This is a genomic window from Pseudotabrizicola sediminis, from assembly GCF_004745575.1.
Classification (GTDB): Bacteria; Pseudomonadota; Alphaproteobacteria; order Rhodobacterales; family Rhodobacteraceae; genus Pseudotabrizicola; species Pseudotabrizicola sediminis.
The window spans coordinates 1-21,446 of record NZ_RPEM01000022.1 but is presented as its reverse complement, the minus strand read 5'-3'; the positions used below and the strand labels follow the sequence as shown (position 1 = coordinate 21,446).

25 protein-coding genes, 1 tRNA gene and 2 pseudogenes are annotated in these 21,446 nt (G+C 63.2%); 16 read left to right on the top strand and 12 right to left on the bottom strand.

The features are described from left to right. The coding region (locus tag EEB11_RS19840) for a hypothetical protein (protein WP_210134464.1) at positions 1 to 215 on the top strand (215 nt) is incomplete at its 5' end. Positions 216 to 232: 17 nt separating this feature from the next. Here the strand turns inward: EEB11_RS19840 and speB are convergent. From speB to EEB11_RS18220, 6 genes are read right to left on the bottom strand one after another with little or no spacing between them, the layout of a single operon-like run. Beyond that, positions 233 to 1,168 (bottom strand): agmatinase, encoded by a 936-nt coding sequence (gene speB / locus EEB11_RS18245; protein WP_135433873.1) that lies wholly within the window; start codon positions 1,166 to 1,168, stop codon positions 233 to 235. After that, positions 1,165 to 1,905: an MBL fold metallo-hydrolase gene (locus EEB11_RS18240; protein WP_135433871.1), complete on the bottom strand. Its 741-nt coding sequence runs from the start codon at positions 1,903 to 1,905 to the stop codon at positions 1,165 to 1,167. Before EEB11_RS18240 ends, speB begins: the two co-directional genes overlap by 4 nt. Next, positions 1,902 to 2,918 (bottom strand): ABC transporter ATP-binding protein, encoded by a 1,017-nt coding sequence (locus EEB11_RS20405; RefSeq protein ID WP_135433869.1) that lies wholly within the window; start codon positions 2,916 to 2,918, stop codon positions 1,902 to 1,904. The genes EEB11_RS18240 and EEB11_RS20405 overlap by 4 nt, the downstream gene beginning before the upstream one ends. Beyond that, a complete protein-coding gene (locus tag EEB11_RS18230; RefSeq protein ID WP_135433866.1) occupies positions 2,915 to 3,685 on the bottom strand; it encodes an ABC transporter permease in 771 nt (256 codons plus the stop codon). The genes EEB11_RS20405 and EEB11_RS18230 overlap by 4 nt, the downstream gene beginning before the upstream one ends. After that, on the bottom strand, positions 3,682 to 4,557 hold the full coding sequence (locus EEB11_RS18225) for an ABC transporter permease (protein WP_245298998.1): 876 nt from the start codon (positions 4,555 to 4,557) through the stop codon (positions 3,682 to 3,684). The genes EEB11_RS18230 and EEB11_RS18225 overlap by 4 nt, the downstream gene beginning before the upstream one ends. After that, entirely contained in the window at positions 4,533 to 5,585 is a 1,053-nt protein-coding gene (locus tag EEB11_RS18220) for an extracellular solute-binding protein (RefSeq protein ID WP_210134463.1), read from the bottom strand. The genes EEB11_RS18225 and EEB11_RS18220 overlap by 25 nt, the downstream gene beginning before the upstream one ends. Before the next feature lie 157 nt (positions 5,586 to 5,742). On the opposite strand from EEB11_RS18220, the gene EEB11_RS18215 reads away from it, so the two are divergent. Next, positions 5,743 to 6,312, top strand: coding sequence for a TetR/AcrR family transcriptional regulator (locus tag EEB11_RS18215; RefSeq protein WP_245298997.1), 570 nt, complete (start codon positions 5,743 to 5,745; stop codon positions 6,310 to 6,312). Positions 6,313 to 6,662: 350 nt separating this feature from the next. On the opposite strand, the gene EEB11_RS18210 is transcribed toward EEB11_RS18215, so the two are convergent. Together EEB11_RS18210 and EEB11_RS18205 are read right to left on the bottom strand one after the other, a co-directional pair. After that, complete coding sequence (locus EEB11_RS18210) at positions 6,663 to 7,097, bottom strand: DUF2384 domain-containing protein (RefSeq protein WP_135433860.1); 435 nt, start codon at positions 7,095 to 7,097, stop codon at positions 6,663 to 6,665. Positions 7,098 to 7,429: 332 nt separating this feature from the next. Next, on the bottom strand, positions 7,430 to 7,927 hold the full coding sequence (locus EEB11_RS18205) for a DUF7986 domain-containing protein (protein ID WP_135433858.1): 498 nt from the start codon (positions 7,925 to 7,927) through the stop codon (positions 7,430 to 7,432). Between the two features lie 246 nt (positions 7,928 to 8,173). On the opposite strand from EEB11_RS18205, the gene EEB11_RS18200 reads away from it, so the two are divergent. After that, positions 8,174 to 8,368 carry a hypothetical protein gene (locus EEB11_RS18200; protein ID WP_135433857.1) on the top strand — a complete coding sequence of 65 codons (195 nt, stop codon included), beginning with the start codon at positions 8,174 to 8,176 and terminating at the stop codon, positions 8,366 to 8,368. A gap of 193 nt (positions 8,369 to 8,561) precedes the next feature. Here the strand turns inward: EEB11_RS18200 and EEB11_RS18195 are convergent. Further along, positions 8,562 to 8,651, bottom strand: a tRNA-Ser gene (locus EEB11_RS18195). Between the two features lie 183 nt (positions 8,652 to 8,834). Here EEB11_RS18195 and EEB11_RS18190 point away from each other — a divergent pair. The 8 genes and pseudogenes from EEB11_RS18190 to EEB11_RS18155 form a co-directional block, all read left to right on the top strand. Continuing rightward, a complete protein-coding gene (locus EEB11_RS18190; protein WP_135433855.1) occupies positions 8,835 to 9,731 on the top strand; it encodes a DUF2059 domain-containing protein in 897 nt (298 codons plus the stop codon). A gap of 209 nt (positions 9,732 to 9,940) precedes the next feature. Beyond that, entirely contained in the window at positions 9,941 to 10,396 is a 456-nt protein-coding gene (gene rplU / locus EEB11_RS18185) for a 50S ribosomal protein L21 (RefSeq protein ID WP_135433852.1), read from the top strand. Between the two features lie 13 nt (positions 10,397 to 10,409). Next, positions 10,410 to 10,679, top strand: coding sequence for a 50S ribosomal protein L27 (gene rpmA, locus EEB11_RS18180; RefSeq protein WP_103335990.1), 270 nt, complete (start codon positions 10,410 to 10,412; stop codon positions 10,677 to 10,679). A gap of 234 nt (positions 10,680 to 10,913) precedes the next feature. Beyond that, the gene (locus tag EEB11_RS18175; RefSeq protein ID WP_135433850.1) at positions 10,914 to 11,477 is read left to right on the top strand and encodes a GNAT family N-acetyltransferase; all 564 of its coding nucleotides are present in this window, start codon (positions 10,914 to 10,916) and stop codon (positions 11,475 to 11,477) included. A gap of 4 nt (positions 11,478 to 11,481) precedes the next feature. Beyond that, the gene (locus tag EEB11_RS18170) at positions 11,482 to 12,015 is read left to right on the top strand and encodes a GNAT family N-acetyltransferase (RefSeq protein WP_167852809.1); all 534 of its coding nucleotides are present in this window, start codon (positions 11,482 to 11,484) and stop codon (positions 12,013 to 12,015) included. A gap of 123 nt (positions 12,016 to 12,138) precedes the next feature. Continuing rightward, complete coding sequence (obgE, locus tag EEB11_RS18165) at positions 12,139 to 13,161, top strand: GTPase ObgE (protein WP_135433845.1); 1,023 nt, start codon at positions 12,139 to 12,141, stop codon at positions 13,159 to 13,161. After that, the gene (gene proB / locus EEB11_RS18160; RefSeq protein ID WP_135433843.1) at positions 13,149 to 14,276 is read left to right on the top strand and encodes a glutamate 5-kinase; all 1,128 of its coding nucleotides are present in this window, start codon (positions 13,149 to 13,151) and stop codon (positions 14,274 to 14,276) included. The genes obgE and proB overlap by 13 nt, the downstream gene beginning before the upstream one ends. Before the next feature lie 63 nt (positions 14,277 to 14,339). Next, a pseudogene (locus EEB11_RS18155) lies at positions 14,340 to 15,605 on the top strand (glutamate-5-semialdehyde dehydrogenase); the annotation flags it as partial. Positions 15,606 to 15,692: 87 nt separating this feature from the next. Here the strand turns inward: EEB11_RS18155 and EEB11_RS18150 are convergent. Next, the gene (locus EEB11_RS18150; RefSeq protein ID WP_135433839.1) at positions 15,693 to 16,292 is read right to left on the bottom strand and encodes a histidine phosphotransferase family protein; all 600 of its coding nucleotides are present in this window, start codon (positions 16,290 to 16,292) and stop codon (positions 15,693 to 15,695) included. 32 nt (positions 16,293 to 16,324) lie between these two features. On the opposite strand from EEB11_RS18150, the gene EEB11_RS18145 reads away from it, so the two are divergent. The 3 genes from EEB11_RS18145 to olsA all read left to right on the top strand — a co-directional run bounded on the left by EEB11_RS18145 (position 16,325) and on the right by olsA (position 18,291). Continuing rightward, positions 16,325 to 16,498 carry a DUF3553 domain-containing protein gene (locus tag EEB11_RS18145; protein WP_135433837.1) on the top strand — a complete coding sequence of 58 codons (174 nt, stop codon included), beginning with the start codon at positions 16,325 to 16,327 and terminating at the stop codon, positions 16,496 to 16,498. 144 nt (positions 16,499 to 16,642) lie between these two features. Then, positions 16,643 to 17,428 carry an L-ornithine N(alpha)-acyltransferase gene (gene olsB / locus EEB11_RS18140; protein WP_245298996.1) on the top strand — a complete coding sequence of 262 codons (786 nt, stop codon included), beginning with the start codon at positions 16,643 to 16,645 and terminating at the stop codon, positions 17,426 to 17,428. Further along, a complete protein-coding gene (gene olsA, locus EEB11_RS18135; RefSeq protein ID WP_245298995.1) occupies positions 17,425 to 18,291 on the top strand; it encodes a lyso-ornithine lipid O-acyltransferase in 867 nt (288 codons plus the stop codon). The genes olsB and olsA overlap by 4 nt, the downstream gene beginning before the upstream one ends. On the opposite strand, the gene EEB11_RS18130 is transcribed toward olsA, so the two are convergent. Continuing rightward, positions 18,263 to 18,883, bottom strand: a complete 621-nt coding sequence (locus tag EEB11_RS18130; protein ID WP_135433835.1) for a thiamine phosphate synthase — start codon at positions 18,881 to 18,883, stop codon at positions 18,263 to 18,265. The genes olsA and EEB11_RS18130 overlap by 29 nt on opposite strands. Positions 18,884 to 18,997: 114 nt before the next feature. Between EEB11_RS18130 and EEB11_RS18125 the strand changes: the two genes are divergently transcribed. Further along, entirely contained in the window at positions 18,998 to 19,744 is a 747-nt protein-coding gene (locus EEB11_RS18125) for an RNA methyltransferase (protein WP_135433832.1), read from the top strand. Positions 19,745 to 19,870: 126 nt separating this feature from the next. Then, on the top strand, positions 19,871 to 20,341 hold the full coding sequence (locus EEB11_RS20130; RefSeq protein WP_167852808.1) for a hypothetical protein: 471 nt from the start codon (positions 19,871 to 19,873) through the stop codon (positions 20,339 to 20,341). Between the two features lie 387 nt (positions 20,342 to 20,728). Here EEB11_RS20130 and EEB11_RS20125 read toward each other — a convergent pair. Continuing rightward, positions 20,729 to 21,184 (bottom strand): annotated as a pseudogene (locus tag EEB11_RS20125) (DEAD/DEAH box helicase family protein); the annotation flags it as partial. Between the last annotated feature and the right edge of the window lie 262 nt (positions 21,185 to 21,446).

The following is a 21,446-nucleotide window of genomic DNA, read 5'->3' as shown; positions in this document are numbered from 1 at the left end:
ATCTGAACCCGGTGAGCCAAAACCTTCCGCTCCAAAATCAGACTACCTGTTCCAAATCATTCGACGATGGACAGGCGACCGACTCCACGATCGTGGGGAGAACCCCAGAGTCCGGCACGCAGAGCGCAGCGCTGAAAGATCAGAACGTGACCACGGCGATCAGAAGACACTTGGGGACAGTATCCGGGAAAGGCGGTATGCAGATGGTCATGTGATCAGCCGAAGGCATAAGCTACACGGGGAGGACACAAAGCATTTCGTACAGCAAACTTGCCCCGATCAGCGCGGTGTTGCCCGATGGGTCATAGGGGGGCGATACCTCGACCAGATCGCCGCCCACAAGGTTGAGACCCGCGCAGCCGCGCACGATTTCCAGCGCTTGCCAGGTCGAAAGACCGCCCACTTCAACGGTGCCGGTGCCGGGGGCAAAGGCAGGGTCAAGGCTGTCGATGTCAAAGCTCAGGTAACAGGGCACATCGCCGATTTTGGCGCGGATTTCGGCCATCATTGGCGTCAGCGATTTGAACCAGCAGTCTTCGGCCGGAACGACCGTCCAGCCTTGGGCGCGGCCCCAGTCAAAGTCATCGGGGCTGTAGCCGGTGCCGCGCAGACCGATTTGAAACACCTTGTCGTTGATCAGGCAGCCATCTTCCCAGGCGCGGCGGAACGGGCAGCCGTGGGCCACTTTTTCGCCGAACATCGTATCGTTGATGTCGGCATGGGCATCGATATGGATAAGGGCGACCGGCCCGTGGCGCTTTTTGATCGAACGCAAAATCGGCCAGGTCAAAGTGTGATCGCCGCCAAGAGTCAGCGGGATCACGCCGTGGCTCAGCACCTCGTCATAAAAGGTGGTGATGATGTCCACGGTCTTTTTCAGGTCAAATGTGTTGATCGGCACATCGCCGATGTCGGCCACTTGCAGATGCTCGAACGGGGCCGCCCCGGTGGCCATGTTATAGGGCCGCAACATGCGCGATTCGTCACGGATCTGGCGTGGCCCCAGCCGGGTGCCGGACCGGTTCGACGTGCCGTGATCCATCGGGATGCCGATAAAGGCCACGTCCAGCCCTTTGGCCGTGGTCTGTGCGGGGAGGCGCATCATGGTGGCCGGGCCGCCAAAACGCGGCATGTCGTTGCCGCCAAGCGGTTGGTTGAATGTGGTCATCGGTCTTTGCCCTTCAGCCAGTCGGTGATGATCTGTTTGTGACGGTCCCCGGAATAGCTGGGGAAATGCCCGCCATGCACGATGCGGACGGGCAGGCGCAGCAGGCGTTCCATGCTGGCGATGTATTGACGGTCTTCCTGCGCCGTGGTGCCCTCGATCAGCTCGCCGTCATAGACGATGTCGCCGGAAAACAGGATGCCGGTCGCGGCCTCCCACAGGGCGATGCCGCCGGGCGAATGGCCGGGGGTGTGGATCACTTCGAACCGCCGGTCGCCAAGGTCGATCATGTCGCCATCCCAGAGGATCCGCGTGGCGGGGGCGGCGGGCACCGCGTAATGGGCGCTGGAATAGGGCGCGGGCGGCAGGGTGGTGAAGATCTCGTCGGTGACATATTTGTCTGACAGCGTGTTGGCAGGCGTCGGCGCGCGCATCAGATGCGCCTCGGCCGCATGGCAGGACCGGCAGGCAAATTCATGGTGGCAGCCGATATGGTCGAAATGGGTGTGGCTGGCCACCGCCTCCAGCGGGCGTTCGGTCACCAGCGGCACGGACGCGCGCAAGCTGACCACGCCCATGCCAGAGTCCACCAGCATGTCACGGTCGCGCCCGCGCACATGCCACACGTTGCAGCGATAAAACTCGACGATATGCGGCTCGTCGATATGGGTGACGCCGTCGCCCACCGGTCGGATGCGCCACCAGTCGGCGGGCTGGGCATGGGGCAGATCACGGGTCATGGCGTTGCCTCCAGAAAACTGTGCGCGCTTGCAAACAGCGCCATTTCCGTTCCGGGTGCAAGGGTGGCGGATTGCGGCAGGTGCGCGGTCAGCGTCATGCCGGGTGCCGCCAAGGGTGCCAGCCGTGCGCGCTGATAGGTGCCGAAAAATGTCACATCGATCAGGCGCGCAGGCCCCAGCGGCAGGGTGTCGGCGGGGCCATCCGTGACACCGATCGCCTCGGGTCGGATCATCAACGTGCCATTTCCGGTGACCAGCGGCCCAAGCGGGGACTGCCCGCCCTGCACCGGGATCAGGTTCACCTCGCCCATGAAACTGGCGGTGAACAGCGATTTGGGGCGCAGATAGACTTCGGCCGGGGGGGCGGCATCCTCGATCCGGCCGGCGTTCATCACCACGATGCGGTCGGCGATGGCCATGGCCTCTTCCTGATCATGGGTGACGTGAATGAAGGTCGTGCCCACCCGGCGCTGGATCGCTTTCAACTCGTCCTGCATCTGGCGGCGCAGCTTCAGATCCAGGGCACCCAAGGGTTCATCCAGCAGCAGCACATCCGGTTCCACCGCCAGCGCGCGGGCCAGTGCCACGCGCTGCCGTTGCCCGCCGGACAATTCATGCGGCCGACGGTTCCCGCGCCCTTCAAGACCGACCAGCGCCAAGATCTCGGCGGCGCGGTCCATGCGGGCGGGGCGTGCCATGCCGCGCATCCGCAGGCCAAAGGCCACGTTATCGGCAAGGGTCATGTGCGGGAACAGGGCGTAATCCTGAAACACGGTCGTGGTGGGGCGGTCCTTTGGTGCGATCCCCGCCATGTCGCGGCCGCCAATCAAGATGCGCCCGGCGGTCGGTTCGGCAAAGCCACCGATCAGCGTCAGCAGCGTGGTCTTGCCACAGCCAGACGGCCCCAGAAGCACGATGAATTCCCCCGCCGCGATGTCAAGGCTGACCGCGTCCAGCGCACGCGCGGTGCCATAGGTCTGGCTGATGGCCTGAATGGAAACCGGGGCTGTCATGGTTTGGCCTTGCGAAAGAGGGTCAGTTCAAGAACGACAACCAAAGCGGTGGACACCAGAAACACCAGTGCCCCAACCGCATTGGTCGCAGGCGACAGGCCGGATCGCAGCATCGACCAGATTTCCACCGGCAGGGTCACGTCGAACCGGGTCAGCAGAAAGGCGATGATGAACTCGTCCCAGCTGAACGTCACCGACAGGAAGAACGCCGCCGCCAGCGCGGGGGCCAGCATCGGGGCAGAGACATGCACCAAAACCTGCCAGTCGCTTGCGCCCAGATCGCGCGCCGCACGTTCCGCGCTGCGCTGCTGGTCGCCCATCGCGGCATAGGTGATGGCAAAGCACAAGGGAAGGTTGATGACCACATGGCCAATACCGGCGGTCCACAGTGACAGTCGCACCCCGGTCTGGTTGAACACGGTCAACAGCCCCAGCGCGATGATCAGATAGCTGACCGTCATCGGCGCGATCAACAGCCCGCGCAGCAGAACCGACCCCGGCAACCGCACCCGCGCCAGCGCATGCGCCGCCAGAAAGCCGAGGATCAGCGCAAGGGACGATGACACCACAGCCACCAGAAGGGAGTTGCCCAGCGCCGACATCAGCTTGGCGTTGCCCAGCACGCTGCCATACCAGCGCAGGGTGAACCCCTGAAACGGCGGCACCGGCAGGCGGCCATCCTGAAACGAAAACACCACCAGCACCAGCACCGGCAGGAAGATGAAGGCATAGGCCGCCGCCATATAGGCCCAGATCAGCACCCTCATAGCCGGTCCAGCCGCAACCAGCGGGCAGACGCCGCATAGGCCAGCGTCACCACGGCCATCAGCACCACCGACAGCGCCGACGCGAGCGGAAAGTTTCCCGAACGGCCCAGTTGCAGCATGATCAGCTGCGGCAGCGTCAGCTCGGTGTTGCCGCCCAGGATCTGCGGCGTGATGTAATCCCCGATGCACAGCACAAAGGTCAGAAACGCCCCCGTCACCACGCCGGGCAGGGTCAGCGGCAGGATAACATGCCAGAACGTGGCAATTCGCCCGGCCCCCAGATCCTGCGCGGCACGGGCATAGTTGGGGGAAAGCTGGATCAGGTTGGCATAGATCGTCAGCGTCAGCAGCATGACGAAGAAATGCACAAACCCGATCACCGTGGCGGTGCGGCTGGCCGACAGCGCCAGCGGTTCGGCAATCACGCCCGCCCAAAGCAGCGCCTTGTTGACCACGCCGTTTTGCCCCAGCACCAGCAGCCATGAATAGGACCGCACCACATAAGATGTCCAGAACGGCAGCACGGCCAGCAACAGCGCAAGTCGCTGCCAGCGCGCAGGCACCCGGAACGCGATGATCGCCGCCAGCGGATAGGCCAGCACCAGCGACACCACCGTGACCACTGCCGTGATCTCAAGCGAGTTCACCAGCGCCTTGAACAGCGTCCAGTCGGTGAAAAACCGGATGTAATTGCCCGGATCAAAGCCCCGCACGATGCTGCGCCCGTCCATGTGCGCGAAGGACAGGGCAACCATGGCCGCAAATGGCAGCACGAAAAACGCCAGCGTCCATGCCAGGGCCGGGGCCATTAGGCCCCAGCCCAGACGGCGCTCGCGCGTCGCCAGCGTCACTGTTGCAGCATCTCGGTCCACAGGTCCTGCATCGCGGTATCAAGGGCCGCGTCCGGGATAGGGTAAAGCTGAGCGCGCGCCAGGAACTCGGGCTGCTCGTCCCACCGCAAGGCGGTTTTCTGCTCGGGCGTCAGCACGTCGCCTGCCTTTGCATTGGCGGGCATGCCCCAATAGCATGACGATGTGGCCAGCAGCGCCTGTCCCTCGGGCGAGGTGATGTAATTCACGAACTCCAGCGCCAGATCGGGCTGGGTGCTGCCCGCCACCACGCCGATGGATTGCGCCCACCGCAGGCCGCCTTGTGCCGGAATGGTCCAGTCAAGGTTGGGGTTGTCCGCTGCCAGCACCGCCGTCACCCATTCACCGCCGCCCACCATGATGTCCACCTCACCGGTGGCAAGCGCGGTCTGGGCAGACACCACGTCGGACACCTGTTTTGACGCCTTGCGCAGGGCAAACAGCGGCTCGCGCAGGGTGGGCAGAGTATCAGCCGTCAGGTCGGCCGTCGCCACACCCTGACCCAGCGCCACCAGACCCAACACCGGCAGGTAATAGTCGTAAATCGCAATGCGTCCGTCATACTTGCCGCCGGTCAGCGCTGCCATGTCGGCCATGTCGGCGGGATCAACCTTGGTCTTGTCATAGGCAATGGTGTTGTAGCCGAACTTCTCGGTCACGGCATAGGTCTTCCCATCCACCACATTGTTTTGGGCCATCACCAGTTCGGGAAAGAAATCCGCCGTGGCCAGCTTGTCTGCCGGCAATTCGGCCAGATGGCCGCCTTCCACTGCGCGGGGCACATCGACTGCGTCGATCACCAGCACATCCCAATCGCCGGGGCGCGACTGGTCAAGGATCGCCAGACCGGCGGCGGTGCCTTCATATTCCTTCAGGTTCACCTTCACGCCGAACTTGGCCTCGAACGGTGCAATCAGGGCGGGGTCGGTATGATCACACCAGACCAGCGCGTTCAATTCCTGCGCATGGAGGGGTGAGGCAAGCATCACCAGGGCGATGGCCGTCAGTGGGGCGGTCAAGGAACGCGTCATCGGGAAACTCCGTTGTTGGGGGGTGCCTCTGGCGGGCATTGCAAAAAGAATTGCAGAAGGTGTTTTTTGAAGTCAATGTCAAATTTGTGGTTGATTATGAAAACGGGCGCGAATGACGGGTCTGCGGGCAAGGCACAAGGCCGATCGCACAAGACGCATGCAAGAGGCGGCCGCGCGCCTGTTCCGCGAGGTCGGCTATGGCGCGGCCCGGATGGAAGACATCGCCGCCGCCGCCGATGTATCGGTCGGCACGCTGTACAACTACTTTGAAACCAAGGGTGATCTGTTGCTGGCCATCGTGTCGATGGAGGTCGAAGAGGTGCTGGCCGCCGGTGCCGCCGTTCTGGCCACCCCCCCCGCCGACCCGGCAGAGGCGCTGGAAATGCTGATTGGCGGTTACTACGACCATTCGCTGGTCTATCTGTCCAAAGCGATGTGGCGCACCGCGATGGCGCTGTCGATAGAATCGCCCGACACGCCGTTTTCCCAACGCTACACCGCGCTGGATGCCATGCTGACCGATCAAGTCTGCGCCATGGTTGCCGCCCTTCAGCGCCGCGGGCGGTTGAAAGACGGGGTGCCCGCGCGGCTGGTGGGCGAGGTGTTGTTCAACAATCTCAACCAGATGTTCATGGAATTCGTAAAGGCCGAGCCAATTGCGATGGAGACCCTGCGCGCGTCGGTGCGGCGGCAGACGGCGCTGGTGCTGGGATTGCTTGTCCCGTAATCGCATAGTTGCGGCCCTGAGGGCCCGCCGCAGCGGGGTGCCTGAATTCTGCGCAACGGCTTTCGATTTTTGCTGGTGACGAGCCGGCTGGGCCTTGATGACCCATAACGGTCTTGATCCGAGCAGCCTGCGTCCGTTAGCGGCTCGGCAAGTAAAACATAATTTTCATTCTGCATCCGAGTCCTGACAGCAGCCCCGGTAATCTGCCATCGGCTCTCTGGAGTTCACCCGCGAAGCTTCAGCGGCGAACCGAGCACGGCACTCCGGACCCGCGCGCTTTCTTGATAGCACGTAAGACCCCTCACACCGGAACAGCTCAGCCTGTGGGAAAAAAACCCCAAATCTTTGTATCAGGGCTTTGGTTTGTCAGGGCGCTTTGATTCCCGCTTCACCCCCAATTCCTCCCACATCCAGCCGAAGTCATACCCCGCCATCGCTTCCGAATCCGCCCTTGCTGTGCCGGTTTCCAACAGCGTCAGCCAGTCCATCACCAGTTTCCGCCCGGCGGCCGTCTTCACGGCTTGCCTTGGCGTTTTGCCCTTCAGCTCGGGAATAGGTTGGTCCAGCGTCTCGCGGTAGTGGCGATTCATATGGGCGTAGACGACCTCGCGCGCGATCTCGGGCGGGATTTCCTCTGGCGGGGGCGGGCCCTTCTCAGAATGTTCGGCGCTCGCCTGATCGAAGGTCTGGATTGCCGTCAGCGGCAGACGCAGCAGGGCACCCGTGGCCATTTTGATCAGCGCTGCAGCCCGTGCTGCGCGCTCGGCGGAATTCACCTCCAGCACCAGCGCCCTTCCGCGTAATTCAAGCGTGCAAAGGATGGTGCCGCCCTCCCTCTGTGCCTTGCGGCTTTTCTTCTGCGGTGCGAACCAGACCCATCGCTTTAGCCCGTCGGTGGACAGGTCGGGCAGAAGGTTGATCGCCTGGCCACCTGTGCCTGTGTGACGCCTGCCATGAAGGGAAAGCGCAGCTCGTGACAGATCATATCCTCGACATCGGTGTTGGTCATCTGCGGCAGGTGTGGGTCAAGTGCCTCGGGTAGATGGGTGAACAGGAAGGCTGCGGTGAACAGCGGCGCGATGCCGCGCAGCTGGTCGGGGGTGAAGCGCAGGTCCTGCTAGCGCCGCAGCTTCAACACGTTGCGCAGCCCGTCCCTCAGCAGGTCGACGACTGCGGGAGCAAAAGGCAAAAGCCCCCCTGAAATCACGTGGTGATCGCGCACCGGCACCACCCGCACGGCAATGCGGTCGCCGGGTTGCAGAGTCTTGCTGGCGCTTTTCTCGCGCACCGTGACCGGATCTGCGCCGGTCAGCAGATCGCGCAGCACCATGGTTTCACCGGTTTTGGTCGCCACCACCTCATGCAGACTGACATAGGCATCGCCCAGGCCCTCGGTGTAGCTTTTGGCCAGTGCCGGTTCGCGCCAGCCCCGGCGCCCAAGGTAAAGATCGACGACGTTCCCCTCAGGCTCCCACTCCCGCGTTAGAAAATCCTCAAACGCACAGCCCCACATCACCCATGGCAGTTGTGGCCCCAGAAACTCCTCTAGGTCCTCAAAATCCAGATTGGACCTGTCGCGGTTCCGTTCCGGTCTTTTGAGAGCAATACTCGCCATCAAGGAGACCGGATATCCCGGCGGTCCTGCACCCGAATGAAGCCGTTATCCCGCTTTCGCGGGGGCGGAAGATTCCGGTGGAAATGGGGGATAGCGCCGGGGGCGGAACGATCATCCACGCCCCCCAGACCATCAACATTCAGACGCCCGACGCGGACAGCTTCCGGCGGTCTCAGAAACAGATTGCCGCCGATATGGCCCGCGCCGGGCAGCGAGCAGTCAGTCAGAACGGATAAGGAGTCCACTATGAGCGGATACGTTTACGCAGGCGCGCCGAACGTGTGCGGCTTGTTCAACAGCCCTGAGATTGAGGCCAAGGCGGACCGGCTGCGCGACCTCTTCGAGGAAGGCACCCCCGTTGTCGCGTCCGGGGACGGCTTGAGCTTCGCGGCCCAGAGGAAGCGCAAGCCCGCTGACGCGGGCACTGACCACGACACCTAGTCGAATGAGCGAGAGAGGGGCCAAGCTGGCCCCTTTTTTATGTCGCGGGCTTGCCGTGGCTTCGAAGACACTCCGAAGGGCTGCCCCGCGTCAGCGGGCAACCCTTTGCAGGTGCAATAGCGAGTACAATAAGGCGATTCTCTGGGGGTAAAAATCAGCCTTTTCACTAGTCTTTTCAGATACTTGGGATGATTGGCGGAGAGGGTGGGATTCGAACCCACGGTGGGCGCGAACCCACAACGGTTTTCGAGACCGCCCCGATCGACCACTCCGGCACCTCTCCGCATTTGGTGTGGTCTTCGTGCGGCGGTTCCTAACCGCCCTTTTGGTCGCTTGCAAGCCCTCATTCGCGCAATTTTTTCGGCGGTTCGTAGCCGGTCACGCGGGCGTGCGGCGGGTTGACTTGGCAAGCGGTCGGGAAAGCACTAGCTGTTCGGGAACCGCTCCTCATGATGTCAGGTCCGCCATGTCTGCGCCGTTTGACTTTGCCTCGCTTGGACTTTCCTTGGCCCTCGGGTTGGGGCTGGCTCTTGCCCCCATTGCGACGGGCTCCGCGCGCGCGCAGGCTTCGGTGGGGCAGGAGACCCCCGCGGTCAGCGCGGCGCGGGTTTCGGCATTGACCGATACGCTGATGATGGCCGATGTCATCGCCGTCATGCGCGATGAGGGGCGGGAATACGGGCAGACGCTTGCGGCTGAGATGTTTCCCGACAAGGCCGGCGCACAGTGGGACGCGGTGGTGGCCCTGATATACGATCCCGCGACGATGCGCAGCCGGTTTGATGCTGCTTTGGAAAAGACGCTGGCCGGGGCCGGGTCCGATCTTGACCAGATCGAGCAGTTTTTCGGCTCAAAGCTTGGCCAGACGGTTCTGCGACTGGAGGTCGAGGCGCGCCGGGCCCTGATGGACGCGGATGTCGAGGATGCGGCAAAGCTGGCGTGGGAAGACCTGCGGGCTGAAGGTGGCGCGCGCGTGGACGCGGTGACCCGCTTCGTCGAGACCAATGACCTGATCGAGTCGAATGTCATGGGTGCGATGAACGCCAATTTGGCTTTCTATCGCGGCATGTCGGAAAGCGGGGCCTTCCCGCAAGAGATGACCGAGGACCAGATGCTTGCCGATGTCTGGGGGCAGGAACCGGACGTGCGGGCCGAGACCACGGAGTGGCTGTTTCCCTTCCTTTCGCTGGCCTATCAACCGCTGTCGGACGCGGATCTGGATGCTTATGTCGCGTTTTCTGAAACGCAAGCCGGGAACAAGTTGAATGCGGCCTTGTTTGCCGCCTATGATGTTGTCTTCACGCAGATTTCCTACGATCTGGGCCGGGCTGCCGCCAGCCAGATGCAGGGCGAGGATATCTGATCGCCGCAGTCGCGCAGCCCGGCGCGGACGCTTGACTTCGTCTGAAATTCACCCGATAAGCCCGCATCCCGGCAAAGATGCGAGTCTTGGCCGGGTTCTATATTTGAAATGACGCCCCGCACGGGGCGCGCTGTCCGAAGGCGGGGCTTGCCCCACAAAACTCCCGTACGTGGGGGCCGCAGGACGCGGGTGATGAAAAGGAAAGACCCATGTTCGCGGTCCTCAAGACCGGTGGCAAGCAATACAAGGTGCAGGCGGGTGACGTTCTGCGCATTGAAAAGCTGGCCGCCAATGCTGGTGACAAGATCCAGTTCAACGATATTCTGATGGTCGGCGGCGAGTCCGTGACCGTAGGCGTGCCTTTCGTGGAAGGTGCTGCGGTTCAGGCCGAAGTGATCGCCCAGATCAAGGGCGAGAAGGTTATTCACTTCGTGAAGCGCCGCCGGAAGCATTCGTCGCAGCGCACCAAAGGCCACCGTCAGCATCTGACGCTGGTCCGCGTGACCGACGTTCTGGCCTCGGGTGCCGAAAAGTCGGGCGTGACCGTTGCCACCGGCACTGCCGATGCGCGCCGCGCCGCCCATAACGCCGAAGCCGCTCCGGCAGCCGAAGCTCCCGCCAAGCCAAAGCGTGCGAAAAAAGCCGCTGACGCTGTTGCTGAATAAGGAGTAATCCCTCATGGCACACAAGAAAGCAGGCGGCTCATCCCGCAACGGTCGCGACTCTGCCGGCCGTCGTCTGGGCGTCAAACTGTTTGGCGGTCAGCTCGCGATCCCTGGCAACATCATCGTGCGTCAGCGCGGAACCACCTGGTTTCCCGGTGAAGGCGTTGGCATGGGCGTGGACCACACCCTGTTCGCCACCGTCGAGGGCAAGGTGACCTTCAAGAAGGGCATGAAGGGTCGTACCTTCATTTCTGTCCTGCCCGCCCAGGAGGCAGCCGAGTAAGCCGGACTTTTACATCAGACATGTAAAAGGGGGATCGGCCGCAGGGCCGGTCCCTTTTCGCATTTTCCGCGACTTTTCCGGGATTTGCACGCGGACTTTCACTCTTTTGCCATCAAGATTTGGCAGGGTGATTGTGGGTGTCCACACTGACATCCGGAACGGATCGCAGTGTGGAGGAAAGATCGTTCTTGCGGGGCCAGGTCGGCCCTTCATGCGCTTCGAAGGAGGGAAGCCATGACACTAGACGTTGTTGACGCTGCGGCGGCGCAGGCTGTGATTGATGCGGGGCGCTTCATTCTGCGTCCTGTGCGCAAGTCGGATGCGGGCCTTTTTGCGATGTATGCCGGTGATCGCCGGGTGGCAGAGGCGACGCATTCCATCCCCCACCCGCTGCCGCCCGGTGCGGCCGAAGGGTTTGTATCCCGTGCCATCAAGCGCCCGGCAGACGAAGATATCTGGGTCATGGATGGCAGCCAATCGTCCTTGCCCGAAGTGCTGGGCGTGATCAGCCTGAAGCGCATGGATGTCGAAAAGTACAACCGTGACCAGTCCGAAGTGGGCTATTGGGTCGCCCCGGCGTTCTGGAACCTTGGCATTGCCTCTGCCGCCGTGCAGGCGCTGGTGGATGCCAACCCGCAAGCCAACCGCGCCATGTTTGCCGAGGTGTTTCAGGACAATCCCGGCTCGGCCCGGGTGCTGACCAATGCCGGGTTCCAGTATCTTGGGGATGCCGAAACATTCAGCGTGGCACGCGGCGCGCGGGTCCCGACCTGGACCTATATCCGCAAGCTGGGATGAGCGCATGGGGCAGGCGGCAGGCATCTGGCTTCGAACGGCGCGGCTGCGGCTGCGCCCTCTGAGCCTTGCGGATGAGGCGGGGGTGATCTCGGGACTGAACGACCCCGAGATTGCCAGCTGGCTTGCCACCACGCCCTATCCCTATCCTGCCGCAGACTTCCAAACCTATGTGGCAACAGCGCCCGAGGGTGAGACGTTTTCGATCCATGATGATCAGGGGTTCGCAGGGTTGATCGGCGGCGGGGCAGAGCTTGGGTTCTGGATCGCCCGTCGCGCGCAGGGGCGTGGCTATGCGCAAGAGGCGGCGGTGGCCCTGTTGCGCGCGGTGTTCCAGTTCTACCGGGGCCCAGTAACCTCGGGTTATTTCGTTGGCAATCTGCCGTCTGCCAGGGTTTTGCAAAATCTTGGTTTTGCAGAGGCGGGGCAAAGCCGCAAATTCTGTCGTCCCTTGGGGCAGGACATGGACCATGTCGATCTGGTCCTGTCGCGCCAGACCTTCTTGGCCCGTCATGCTCTGCCGCTCGGGCCGGCGGAATAAGACCCGTCTCCGCTTGGATTGCGCCAATAGACCGCGCGCGCTTGAGGTGTGGCCCCCGATCCTGTATCGCAAGATGTAACTGCGCCTGACGCATTCCACCGTTTTTCTCGAAAGTCTGATCCTATGAAGTTCCTCGACCTCGCCAAAGTCTACATCCGCTCGGGCGGCGGTGGGGGCGGCTGCGTGTCGTTCCGGCGCGAGAAGTTCATCGAATTCGGCGGCCCGGATGGCGGCGACGGCGGCAACGGTGGCTCTGTCTGGGTCGAGGCGGTGGACGGGTTGAACACGCTGATCGACTTCCGCTATCAGCAGCATTTCTTTGCCAAGTCAGGCCAGCCCGGCATGGGCGCACAGCGCACCGGCAAGACCGGCGATGACATCGTGCTGCGCGTGCCGGTCGGCACCGAGATTCTGGACGAGGATGAGGAAACCATCATCGCCGACCTGACCGAAGTGGGCCAGAAGGTCATCCTTGCGCAGGGCGGCAATGGCGGCTGGGGCAACCTGCGGTTCAAATCATCGACCAACCGCTCCCCCGCCCGCGCCAATCCGGGGCAGGAGGGGGTGGAGCGCACGATCTGGCTGCGGCTGAAACTGATCGCTGATGCCGGTCTGGTGGGGCTGCCGAATGCTGGCAAGTCCACCTTCCTCGCCGCCGTCTCGAACGCCCGGCCCAAGATTGCCGACTACCCGTTCACCACGCTGATCCCCAACCTTGGGGTCGTGGGCGTCGACGGGACCGAATTCGTGATGGCCGATATTCCCGGCCTGATCGAGGGCGCATCCGAAGGCCGCGGTCTTGGCATCCAGTTCCTCGCCCATGTGGAACGCTGCAAGGTGCTGTTGCATCTGGTGGATGGCACGTCGAGCACGATCACCAAGGATTACAAGACCATCGTGACCGAACTGGAGGCTTATTCCGAAGTGCTGGGCGACAAGGCCCGGATCGTTGCGCTGAACAAATGCGACGCCATGGACCCCAAGCAGATTTCTGACCGCAAGCGCGCGTTGGAAAAGGCCAGCGGTGGCCCGGTGCATGTGATTTCCGGTGTCGCGGGCAAAGGTCTGCAGGACGTGTTGCGCGATATTTACCGCACTGTGCAGGGTGAGGCTCCGGAAGTGGAGGCTGGCCCGTGGCAACCCTGACCGAACCGCGCGCCCCCGACATCCGCACCGCCAAACGGCTGGTCGTCAAGATCGGTTCCGCCTTGCTGGTGGACCGGGCGACCGGCCTGAAACAGGGTTGGCTGTCGGCACTGGCCATGGATGTGGCCGAGGCCAAAGTGCGCGGCACCGATGTGGTGCTGGTGTCGTCGGGCTCGATTGCATTAGGGCGCAAGGTGCTTGGCTTGGGCAGCGGCGTGCTGACGCTGGAACAGTCGCAGGCGGCGGCGGCGGTCGGGCAGATCCGTCTGGCGCGCGCCTATGAAGAGGTGCTGGCCCCGCACGGCATTACCACCGCGCAGGTGCTGGTCACGCTGGAAGATACCACAGACCGCCGCCGTTATCTCAACAGCCGCGCCACGATGGAAACCTTGTTGGGCCTTGGCGTGGTGCCGATCGTGAACGAGAATGACACGGTTGCCACGGATGAAATCCGCTTTGGCGACAATGACCGACTGGCGGCGCAGATCGCGGTGACGGTGGGGGCGGATCAGCTGATCCTCTTGTCTGATGTTGACGGATTTTACTCTGCCAACCCGAAGGAAGACCCCGCCGCGCAGCGCTTTGATCTGGTGGAACACATCACACCCGAGATCGAGGCGATGGCGGGCGATCCGATTTCCGGCATGTCAAAGGGCGGCATGAAGACCAAACTGCTGGCAGCCAAAACCGCGATTGCCGGGGGCTGTGCCATGGCGATCATGGAAGGCTCGGTCCTGCGGCCCTTGTCGGCTTTGGCCAATGGTGCACAGCGCACGTGGTTCGTGGCGCAGGCCGATCCGCAGGTCGCGCGCAAACGCTGGATCAACGCGATGAAACCGCGTGGCGAGTTGGTGCTGGACGCGGGCGCGGTGGTGGCGCTGCGGGCGGGCAAGTCGCTGCTGCCTGCCGGGGTCACGCGGGTGACGGGCACCTTTGGCCGCGGTGAGCCGGTTTCGATCCTGTCGCCTGATGGTGTGGTGCTGGGCAAGGGTCTGGTGCGCTATACGGCCGTTGAGGCAAAGGCGATCGCCGGGCACCGCTCGGGTGATATCGCCGGGATACTGGGGTATGAGGGCCGGGCGGCGCTGGTGCACCGGGATGATATGGTGGTCTGACGGGCCGACCCCGGGGGCGCTGCCCCCGGACCCCCGGGATATTTGTGAACAGATGAAAGGGTTTGCGCAATGGATGTGCAGAGCGTCACCTTGATGGACGAAATGGGTCGCACCGCGCGGGATGCGGCGGCTGAACTGGCTTTTGCGTCACCCCAAAGCAAGCAGTCCGCCCTTGAGGCCGCGGCCGACGCGGTCTGGTCCGGGCGTCAGGCGATCATCGATGCCAATGCACTGGATATGGAGTTTGGCGCGCAAAAGGGCCTGTCGCCTGCGATGATGGACCGGTTGCTGCTGGACGAGGCGCGCATCCGCGCCATGGCCGATGGGTTGCGCGCGGTGGCGGCGCAGGCCGATCCGGTCGGGCGGGTGCTGGCGGAATGGGACATGCCGTCGGGCCTGCACATCCGGCGCGTGGCTTCGCCGCTGGGTGTGGTGGGCGTGATCTACGAATCCCGCCCAAATGTGACTGCCGATGCTGGCGCGCTGTGTCTGAAGGCCGGGAATGCGGTGATCCTGCGCGGCGGGTCCGAGGGCTTTCATTCCTCGACCGCGATCCATGCCTGTATGGTGGAGGGCTTGCGCCACGCCGGCCTGCCTGAAGCGGCGATCCAGCTGATCCCCACCCGCGACCGGGCGATGGTGACGGCCATGCTGCAGGCGGTGGACTACATTGACGTGATCGTGCCGCGCGGTGGCAAGGGCCTTGTGGGGCTGGTGCAGCGCGAGGCGCGGGTGCCGGTGTTTTCGCATCTGGAAGGCATCTGCCATGTCTATGCCGATGGCGAGGCTGATCTGGCAAAGGCGCGCGCCGTGGTGCTGAACGCGAAAACCCGGCGCACCGGCATCTGCGGTGCTGCGGAATGCCTGCTGATCGACCGCGCCTTTTACGCACGGCACGGTGCCGTGCTGATCGAGGATCTGCTGGCGGCAGGGGTTGAAGTGCGCGCGGAAGGCGATCTGCTGGCCATTCCGGGCACCGTACCAGCCGCCCCCGATGATTTCGGGCGCGAGTTTCTGGACATGATCATCGCCGCAAAACTGGTGGATGGCGTGGACGGCGCGATTGGCCATATCCGGCGCTATGGGTCAAGCCACACCGAAAGCATTCTGACCGAGAATGACGCCACCGCCGACCGTTTCATGACCCGGCTCGACAGTGCGATCCTGATGCGCAACGCCTCCACCCAGTTTGCGGATGGCGGGGAATTTGGCATGGGGGGCGAGATCGGCATCGCCACCGGCAAGATGCATGCCCGTGGCCCGGTCGGGGCCGAGCAACTGTGCAGCTTCAAATACTTGGTGCGGGGAGACGGCACCTGCCGCGCCTGAAGGCGCGCCGGGCAAACGGGCAAGATCTTCCCGTCAAGCTTTGCAGCCGGGCGACGCGCGAAGCAGTGAGGCGCGGTTTGCGCCCGATCAGTATGACAGGCGCACCACCGTTTCGCTGACCTCGACCGACAGGCGGCGGTGCTGCCGGACGATTTCATCGCGCAGCAGGGCAAAATGCACCTGAGCCGGGCCGATATCAACATGGGCCGCGGGGTTCGACAGCAGCTCCCACAGGTCGGGGTCGATGCGCAGACGCGCCGCATCTCCCCGCAGGGTCCAGCGCGATTCCCCCCGTTCGATCAGCAGCGTGCCGCCATGGGGCATGGCACTTTCCAGACACAGGATGGCCAGAAACGCCAGCTTCACCTCGCGCCGCGACAGGTCTGTGGGTGACTGCCAGTCCATGCTCAGCCGGGCGCCGCGGGTCAGATCGCCAAGAATGTTGACCACTTCGGCCCGGGCGATGCGGTGTTCACTGGCACCGGGGGCGCCGAAGGCGACCCGGAAGAACCGGATCCGGGCGGTCGCGTTGGCCACAGAGTCGACAATCAGCGACAGTTCGGGGCTGCTGCTTTTGCCATCCATCATCAGCAGCTCTACCCCATTGCTGATGGCGCCGATCGCGCTGATAAGGTCGTGGCAGATGCGCGAGCCCAGCAGGGCGCTCAGATCAGGCTTGTCAGACATCGGCAAAATCCTGACTGGAAAAGGAGTGGAAGATGAATGCGATTCTGGAACCAGGCATGATGGTCCGCCACCCAGAGCGGGCGGACTGGGGGCTGGGGCAGGTGCAGTCAAACATTGGCGGGCGCATCACGGTAAACTTTGAACATGCAGGCAAAGTGGTGATAGACGGTCGCCAGATCGAACTTCTGCCGGTCTTTGGCATCTAGGAACATGAGCCTCACTCAGTACAAGGGTATGCCAAGGATGAGTCATGACGTGGCCTTTTGTCCATGGCAGTTGTCTTGCGGATGCCGTGCTTTTATCGCCATCTTTGTTAACTGAAGGTTAAGGCCGCAGCTGAAGAGGGTTCTGTGACGAAAAGACAGCTGGAAGATCGCTATGAGGTGCGTCTGGCAACGGGCGAGGTCGATATCGCATCGGCGCTTCGGTTGCGATACCGGGTGTTTGTCGCAGAACTGGGGGCGGACGGACCGGGTGTCGATCATGCGGCGCAATCAGAGCGGGATGAGTTCGATGCGGTCTTTGATCATCTTTTGCTGGTGGACCGGATGGCTGATCTTGACGCGGGCGATCATGTCGTTGGCGTCTATCGCCTGTTGCCCTGTGACCGGATGGCGCAGATCGGCCGGTTTTATTCCGAAAGTGAATTTGATCTGACCCTGCTCAAGACCTCGGGCCGCAAACTTCTGGAACTGGGACGGTCGTGCATCCATGCCGATCATCGCGGCGGAACAGGCATGTTTTACCTGTGGAACGCGCTGGCCCGCTATGTGATCGAGCGCGAGATTGACATCCTGTTCGGGTCCGCCAGTTTTCCGGGCACGGATCTTGCCGCATTGGCCGCCCCCCTGTCCTATCTGCACCACGCGCATCTTGCCCCGCCCGCGTTGCGGGTGCGGGCGCATGGGCACAAGGTGCAACCCTGTCTGCTCCCCGCCGGATCGGTAGACCGGCGTGCGGCCCTGGCCGCGACCCCGGCGCTGATCAAGGCCTATCTGCGCTTGGGTGGATTTGTGGGTGAGGGGGTGTTCGTCGATCATGCCTTCAACACCACCGATGTCTGTCTGGTGATGGACACCGACAGCATGAGCGCCAAGCACAAGCAGTTCTACACCCGCAAGGGAGAGGCCGCTTGAACTGGTCCGCCGAACCGCCGCCCCGATCGCCGGTTGCGGCCGTTGGCTGGCTGCGCTTTGGCTTGCGCGCTGTGGCCTTGGGCATTGTGACTTATGGCGGGCTGCTCTTGTTGCTGATGGTGCGCTGTGCGGAAGGACCGCTGTTCGGCGCCAGAAGGCCCTGGACGCCCCGGATCACCCAAGGCGTCTGCCGCACGGCCATGGCCATCATGGGCATCGGGCTGACGGTGCGGGGCACGCCGATGCAACAGCGCGGTGCCATGGTGGCCAATCATGGCTCCTGGCTGGATATCTTTGCCCTGAACGCCTGCGCGCCGATGTACTTCGTGGCAAAGTCCGAAGTCTCGGGCTGGGCGGGCATCGGCTGGCTGGCCCGCGCGACGGGGACGGTGTTCATCACCCGCAAGGGAACTGAGGCCAAACGCCAGCAGCAACTGTTTGAGGCTAGGTTGCGCGCGGGCCATCGGCTGGTGTTCTTCCCCGAAGGCACTTCGACAGACAGCATCCGGGTTTTGCCATTCAAATCAACGCTCTTTGCGGCATTTTTCACGCATGGCCTTGAATCAGTGATGCACATCCAGCCCGTCACCGTGGTCTATCACGCGCCTGACGGGGCCGATGCGCGGTTCTATGGCTGGTGGGGCGACATGACCTTTGCCGGGCATTTGGTCTCGGTTCTGTCGGCGCGCAAGCAGGGCCGTGTCGAGGTGAACTTTCACCCAGCCGTGCCGGTTGATGCCTTTCCCGGCCGCAAAGAACTTGCCGGTTATTGCGAACGGGTGATCGCCACTGTCCACCCCGGTCAGGGGCCGGGTGAAGACCCGAAGGCTCACGTCAGCCCAGCGGGGCGAGCAGCGCCCTGAGGGCAGCGACGGGGTCATCCGCGCCCCAGATCTCGGAGCCGATGGCAAAGAAATCGGTGACGGGGCCGAAGCGTTCGACCAACTCCACTGTCAGCGCGCCTTCGGCGATCACCGGCACTTCGATCATTTCCGACCACCATTCGAACAGCTCGAACTCGGCCAGCGTGCCCTGGCCAAGCGGCGACGCCCCGACCGGGCCGAAGGCGACGTAATCTGCCCCGCCTTCGCCCGCGCTGATCCCTTCGTGCCGCGTGGGGCCGCAGAAGGCGCCGACAATGGCATCCGCCCCCAGATCCTTGCGGGCCTTGCGCACGGTGCGGGCACCGTCGGTCAGGTGAACACCGTCCAGCCCCAGCCGGTCGACCAGCAAAAGGTGGCTTTCGATCACCACGGCCACGTCGCGGGCATGGGCCAGGTCGCGCAGCACATCACCGGCGCGCAGCAGGTTGTCTTCCTCGCGGCTGGCCAGCGCGATCCGCAGGCAGGCCACCTCCACAGCATCGAGCACGGCGGAAAGCTGGGCGGGAAACACATCCAGATCAAAGCTGGGAGGGGTGATCAGGGTGATTTGCGGGCGGTCTTCAGCGGCCATGGCGGGTCCTCGCAGCGGGTTTTGGCTGGCTTACCAGCCTTTGTCGGGCTTGACCATCACTTGCCCGCACGGGTCGGCTGGCGTAACAGGCCTGCAAACAAAGGGGTGCCACGCATGATCGAACCTGCCTTCATCCTTGTCCGCCCGCAGATGGGCGAGAATATCGGGGCCGCCGCCCGGGCGATGCTGAATTTCGGCCTGACCCGGATGCGGATCGTGGCCCCGCGCGACGGCTGGCCCAACCCCAAGGCAGTGGCGATGGCGTCGGGCGCGGGGCGGTTGCTGGATCAGGCGGGGCTGTTCCCCGATGTGGCAGCCGCCATCGGGGATTGTGACTATGTCTTCGCCACCACCGCCCGCCCGCGCGAACTGGTCAAGCCCATCGTCACGCCCGAACGGGCGATGGAGATGGCGCGGGTGATGGCGGCTGAGGGGAAGAAGGTCGGCGTGCTGTTCGGGCCTGAGCGGGCGGGGCTTGAGAATGAGGATGTGGCGCTGGCCAATGCCATCGTGACGGTGCCGGTCAACCCCGACTTTCCCAGCCTCAATCTGGGCCAATGTGCCCTGCTGATGGGTTATGAATGGCGACGGCAGACGGTAGAGGTGGCCCCGGAAGTGATGGAACTGGCCCGCACCGAATTTGCCGCCCGGGTCGAGGTGGAAAAACTGGCCGATCATTTTGAGGAACGGCTGGAGGCGGCGGGGTTTTTCTTTCCCGAGACCAAGGCCGCCAACATGCGGCTGAACCTGCGCAACATGTGGGCCCGGCTTGGCCTGACGCGGGCCGAGGTGCAGACCTTTCACGGCATGCTGCGCCAGATCGCCTACCGGCTGCGCCAGCAGGATCAAAAGGGCAAGTGAGGGGGCGTGTAACACAGGGGGACAAGGGGCCAGATCGTTTGGTTTCAAAGGCCTGGCTGTGTGAGATCTCTGAAATCTTAACACTTCGGGCGTGTTACACTGGCCATTGCGAAGGGGAGAGCACCGATGGCGGGCACTGAATTCGGCAACTGGCAGATCGAAAAGGCCATCAAGGCGCTGGTGGATGAGGCGCAGGCGGTGGCCGACCGGCTGGCCGGGGGCAAACCGCACGGCGTGGAACAACACGCCGCCGCCGCACAGTTCTGGGCGGCGGTGTATCTGGCGGAGGGGGTGGACTTGACCACGCTTCACACTTGGAAACCGGCAGAGGTGGCGCGGTTCATCCGCGCGGCGCAGACGAAGATCGCCGCCCTACGCAAAGCGCGCGACTATGTGAGCAGCGACGGTCTGGCGGTCTGGCTGCACACGGCGCGGGCGGTGCAGGAGCCGCGCATTGCGCCTGCAGCGCGCGAGATCTGGGCGCACCTGTCGGCATCGGGGCAGAATGTGGAGGCGATGCTGGCGGACCTGCTGGAGGACGCGGGGATGGCGGGGGTTGAAGGGCGGCGGGTGCCGGAGGGGTTTGGCGGGGAGTAGGGGGAGGGGGTGTGCTGTGCGGACGGAGCGGTCTTTCGCTGCGTGCGCGCGGTTTTCGTTCGCGATAACGGCATTGGCGACGCTTTGGGTGCAGAGGCGACCGACGGCGCTTCGGCATGGCGACTGCAGCGAGACCAAGAAAGCAGTCATCCATGCAAGGCGCGGCGAACAAATCTGATGATTTCTACGATCGAGCGACCGCAGCCGTTTGAGAGTCTGGTTTGGGCACTCACATCTCAGACAACGCTTGTATTGCCGCATCGAATAGACGTGAAACGCCTCTGGTAGGTTGGCCGAACTTGCGGGCTGGCTTGGGTCTGGCTTTCGCCCGAACAGTTCCAGGGTCTTTGCCTTGGGCGTGGCCGTGAACGCAACATAGGTGATGCCGCTGGCCCCTGCACGAGCCGACATGTTGGCGGCAAGCACATCCTCTGCGCTCACCTCGCCCCCATCTAACACATCTGCATCCTCCTCGGCGGACAGCACCAGCTTCAGTTTTGAGGCTGCCACGCCCGTCTGGCTCGAATGCGCTTCGTCTGCGATGACGGCAAACCGCTTGCCCTTGGATGCCGCCAGCTCCTGAACCGCAGCCAGTGCATGGGGGAAAGTCGGGATGGTGCAAACGACGATTTTTTTGCCGCCCGCCAGTGCCTCAGCCAACTGCCCGCTTTTCGCCCCGGCATCGCTGTTGATCGTCGCCACAACACCAGTCGTGCGCTCGAAGCTGAAGATCGCCTCCTGCAACTGCGTGTCGATAACAGTCCTGTCCGAAACCACCAGCACCGTGTCGAACACCTTCTGATGTTGGGCACCATGCAAACCCGCGCGCCGGTGAAGGCACATATCCACGGCCCCCAACGTACCGCACGCCGGTTTTCGTCAGACCATCTACTTAAGGATTCATCTGAAAGAAGCGCGGCTCGCAAAAGGACTTTAGCCTCAGCGTCCGTGTATCCAGCGGAACGGGTTCGCTGCGGCTTCGAATATCGCACCTTTTTTCCGTCGGCGGGATTGGTCTTGAGCTTGCGCTTCTCCACGGCCAATTTGAAAATCAGCTTTACCACGGTAATCCCCCCCGAAATTAAGGGGCTGCATAAGTAGAATT

Bases quoted from the DNA above. Each gene is read 5' to 3' on its own strand.
- speB (WP_135433873.1), bottom strand. From the start codon at position 1,168: ATGACCACATTCAACCAACCGCTTGGCGGCAACGACATGCCGCGTTTT.
- EEB11_RS18240 (WP_135433871.1), bottom strand. From the start codon at position 1,905: ATGACCCGTGATCTGCCCCATGCCCAGCCCGCCGACTGGTGGCGCATC.
- EEB11_RS20405 (WP_135433869.1), bottom strand. From the start codon at position 2,918: ATGACAGCCCCGGTTTCCATTCAGGCCATCAGCCAGACCTATGGCACC.
- EEB11_RS18230 (WP_135433866.1), bottom strand. From the start codon at position 3,685: ATGAGGGTGCTGATCTGGGCCTATATGGCGGCGGCCTATGCCTTCATC.
- EEB11_RS18220 (WP_210134463.1), bottom strand. From the start codon at position 5,585: ATGACGCGTTCCTTGACCGCCCCACTGACGGCCATCGCCCTGGTGATG.
- EEB11_RS18215 (WP_245298997.1), top strand. From the start codon at position 5,743: ATGCAAGAGGCGGCCGCGCGCCTGTTCCGCGAGGTCGGCTATGGCGCG.
- EEB11_RS18205 (WP_135433858.1), bottom strand. From the start codon at position 7,927: ATGGCGAGTATTGCTCTCAAAAGACCGGAACGGAACCGCGACAGGTCC.
- EEB11_RS18200 (WP_135433857.1), top strand. From the start codon at position 8,174: ATGAGCGGATACGTTTACGCAGGCGCGCCGAACGTGTGCGGCTTGTTC.
- EEB11_RS18190 (WP_135433855.1), top strand. From the start codon at position 8,835: ATGTCTGCGCCGTTTGACTTTGCCTCGCTTGGACTTTCCTTGGCCCTC.
- rplU (WP_135433852.1), top strand. From the start codon at position 9,941: ATGTTCGCGGTCCTCAAGACCGGTGGCAAGCAATACAAGGTGCAGGCG.
- rpmA (WP_103335990.1), top strand. From the start codon at position 10,410: ATGGCACACAAGAAAGCAGGCGGCTCATCCCGCAACGGTCGCGACTCT.
- EEB11_RS18175 (WP_135433850.1), top strand. From the start codon at position 10,914: ATGACACTAGACGTTGTTGACGCTGCGGCGGCGCAGGCTGTGATTGAT.
- EEB11_RS18170 (WP_167852809.1), top strand. From the start codon at position 11,482: ATGGGGCAGGCGGCAGGCATCTGGCTTCGAACGGCGCGGCTGCGGCTG.
- obgE (WP_135433845.1), top strand. From the start codon at position 12,139: ATGAAGTTCCTCGACCTCGCCAAAGTCTACATCCGCTCGGGCGGCGGT.
- EEB11_RS18150 (WP_135433839.1), bottom strand. From the start codon at position 16,292: ATGTCTGACAAGCCTGATCTGAGCGCCCTGCTGGGCTCGCGCATCTGC.
- EEB11_RS18145 (WP_135433837.1), top strand. From the start codon at position 16,325: ATGAATGCGATTCTGGAACCAGGCATGATGGTCCGCCACCCAGAGCGG.
- EEB11_RS18130 (WP_135433835.1), bottom strand. From the start codon at position 18,883: ATGGCCGCTGAAGACCGCCCGCAAATCACCCTGATCACCCCTCCCAGC.
- EEB11_RS18125 (WP_135433832.1), top strand. From the start codon at position 18,998: ATGATCGAACCTGCCTTCATCCTTGTCCGCCCGCAGATGGGCGAGAAT.
- EEB11_RS20130 (WP_167852808.1), top strand. From the start codon at position 19,871: ATGGCGGGCACTGAATTCGGCAACTGGCAGATCGAAAAGGCCATCAAG.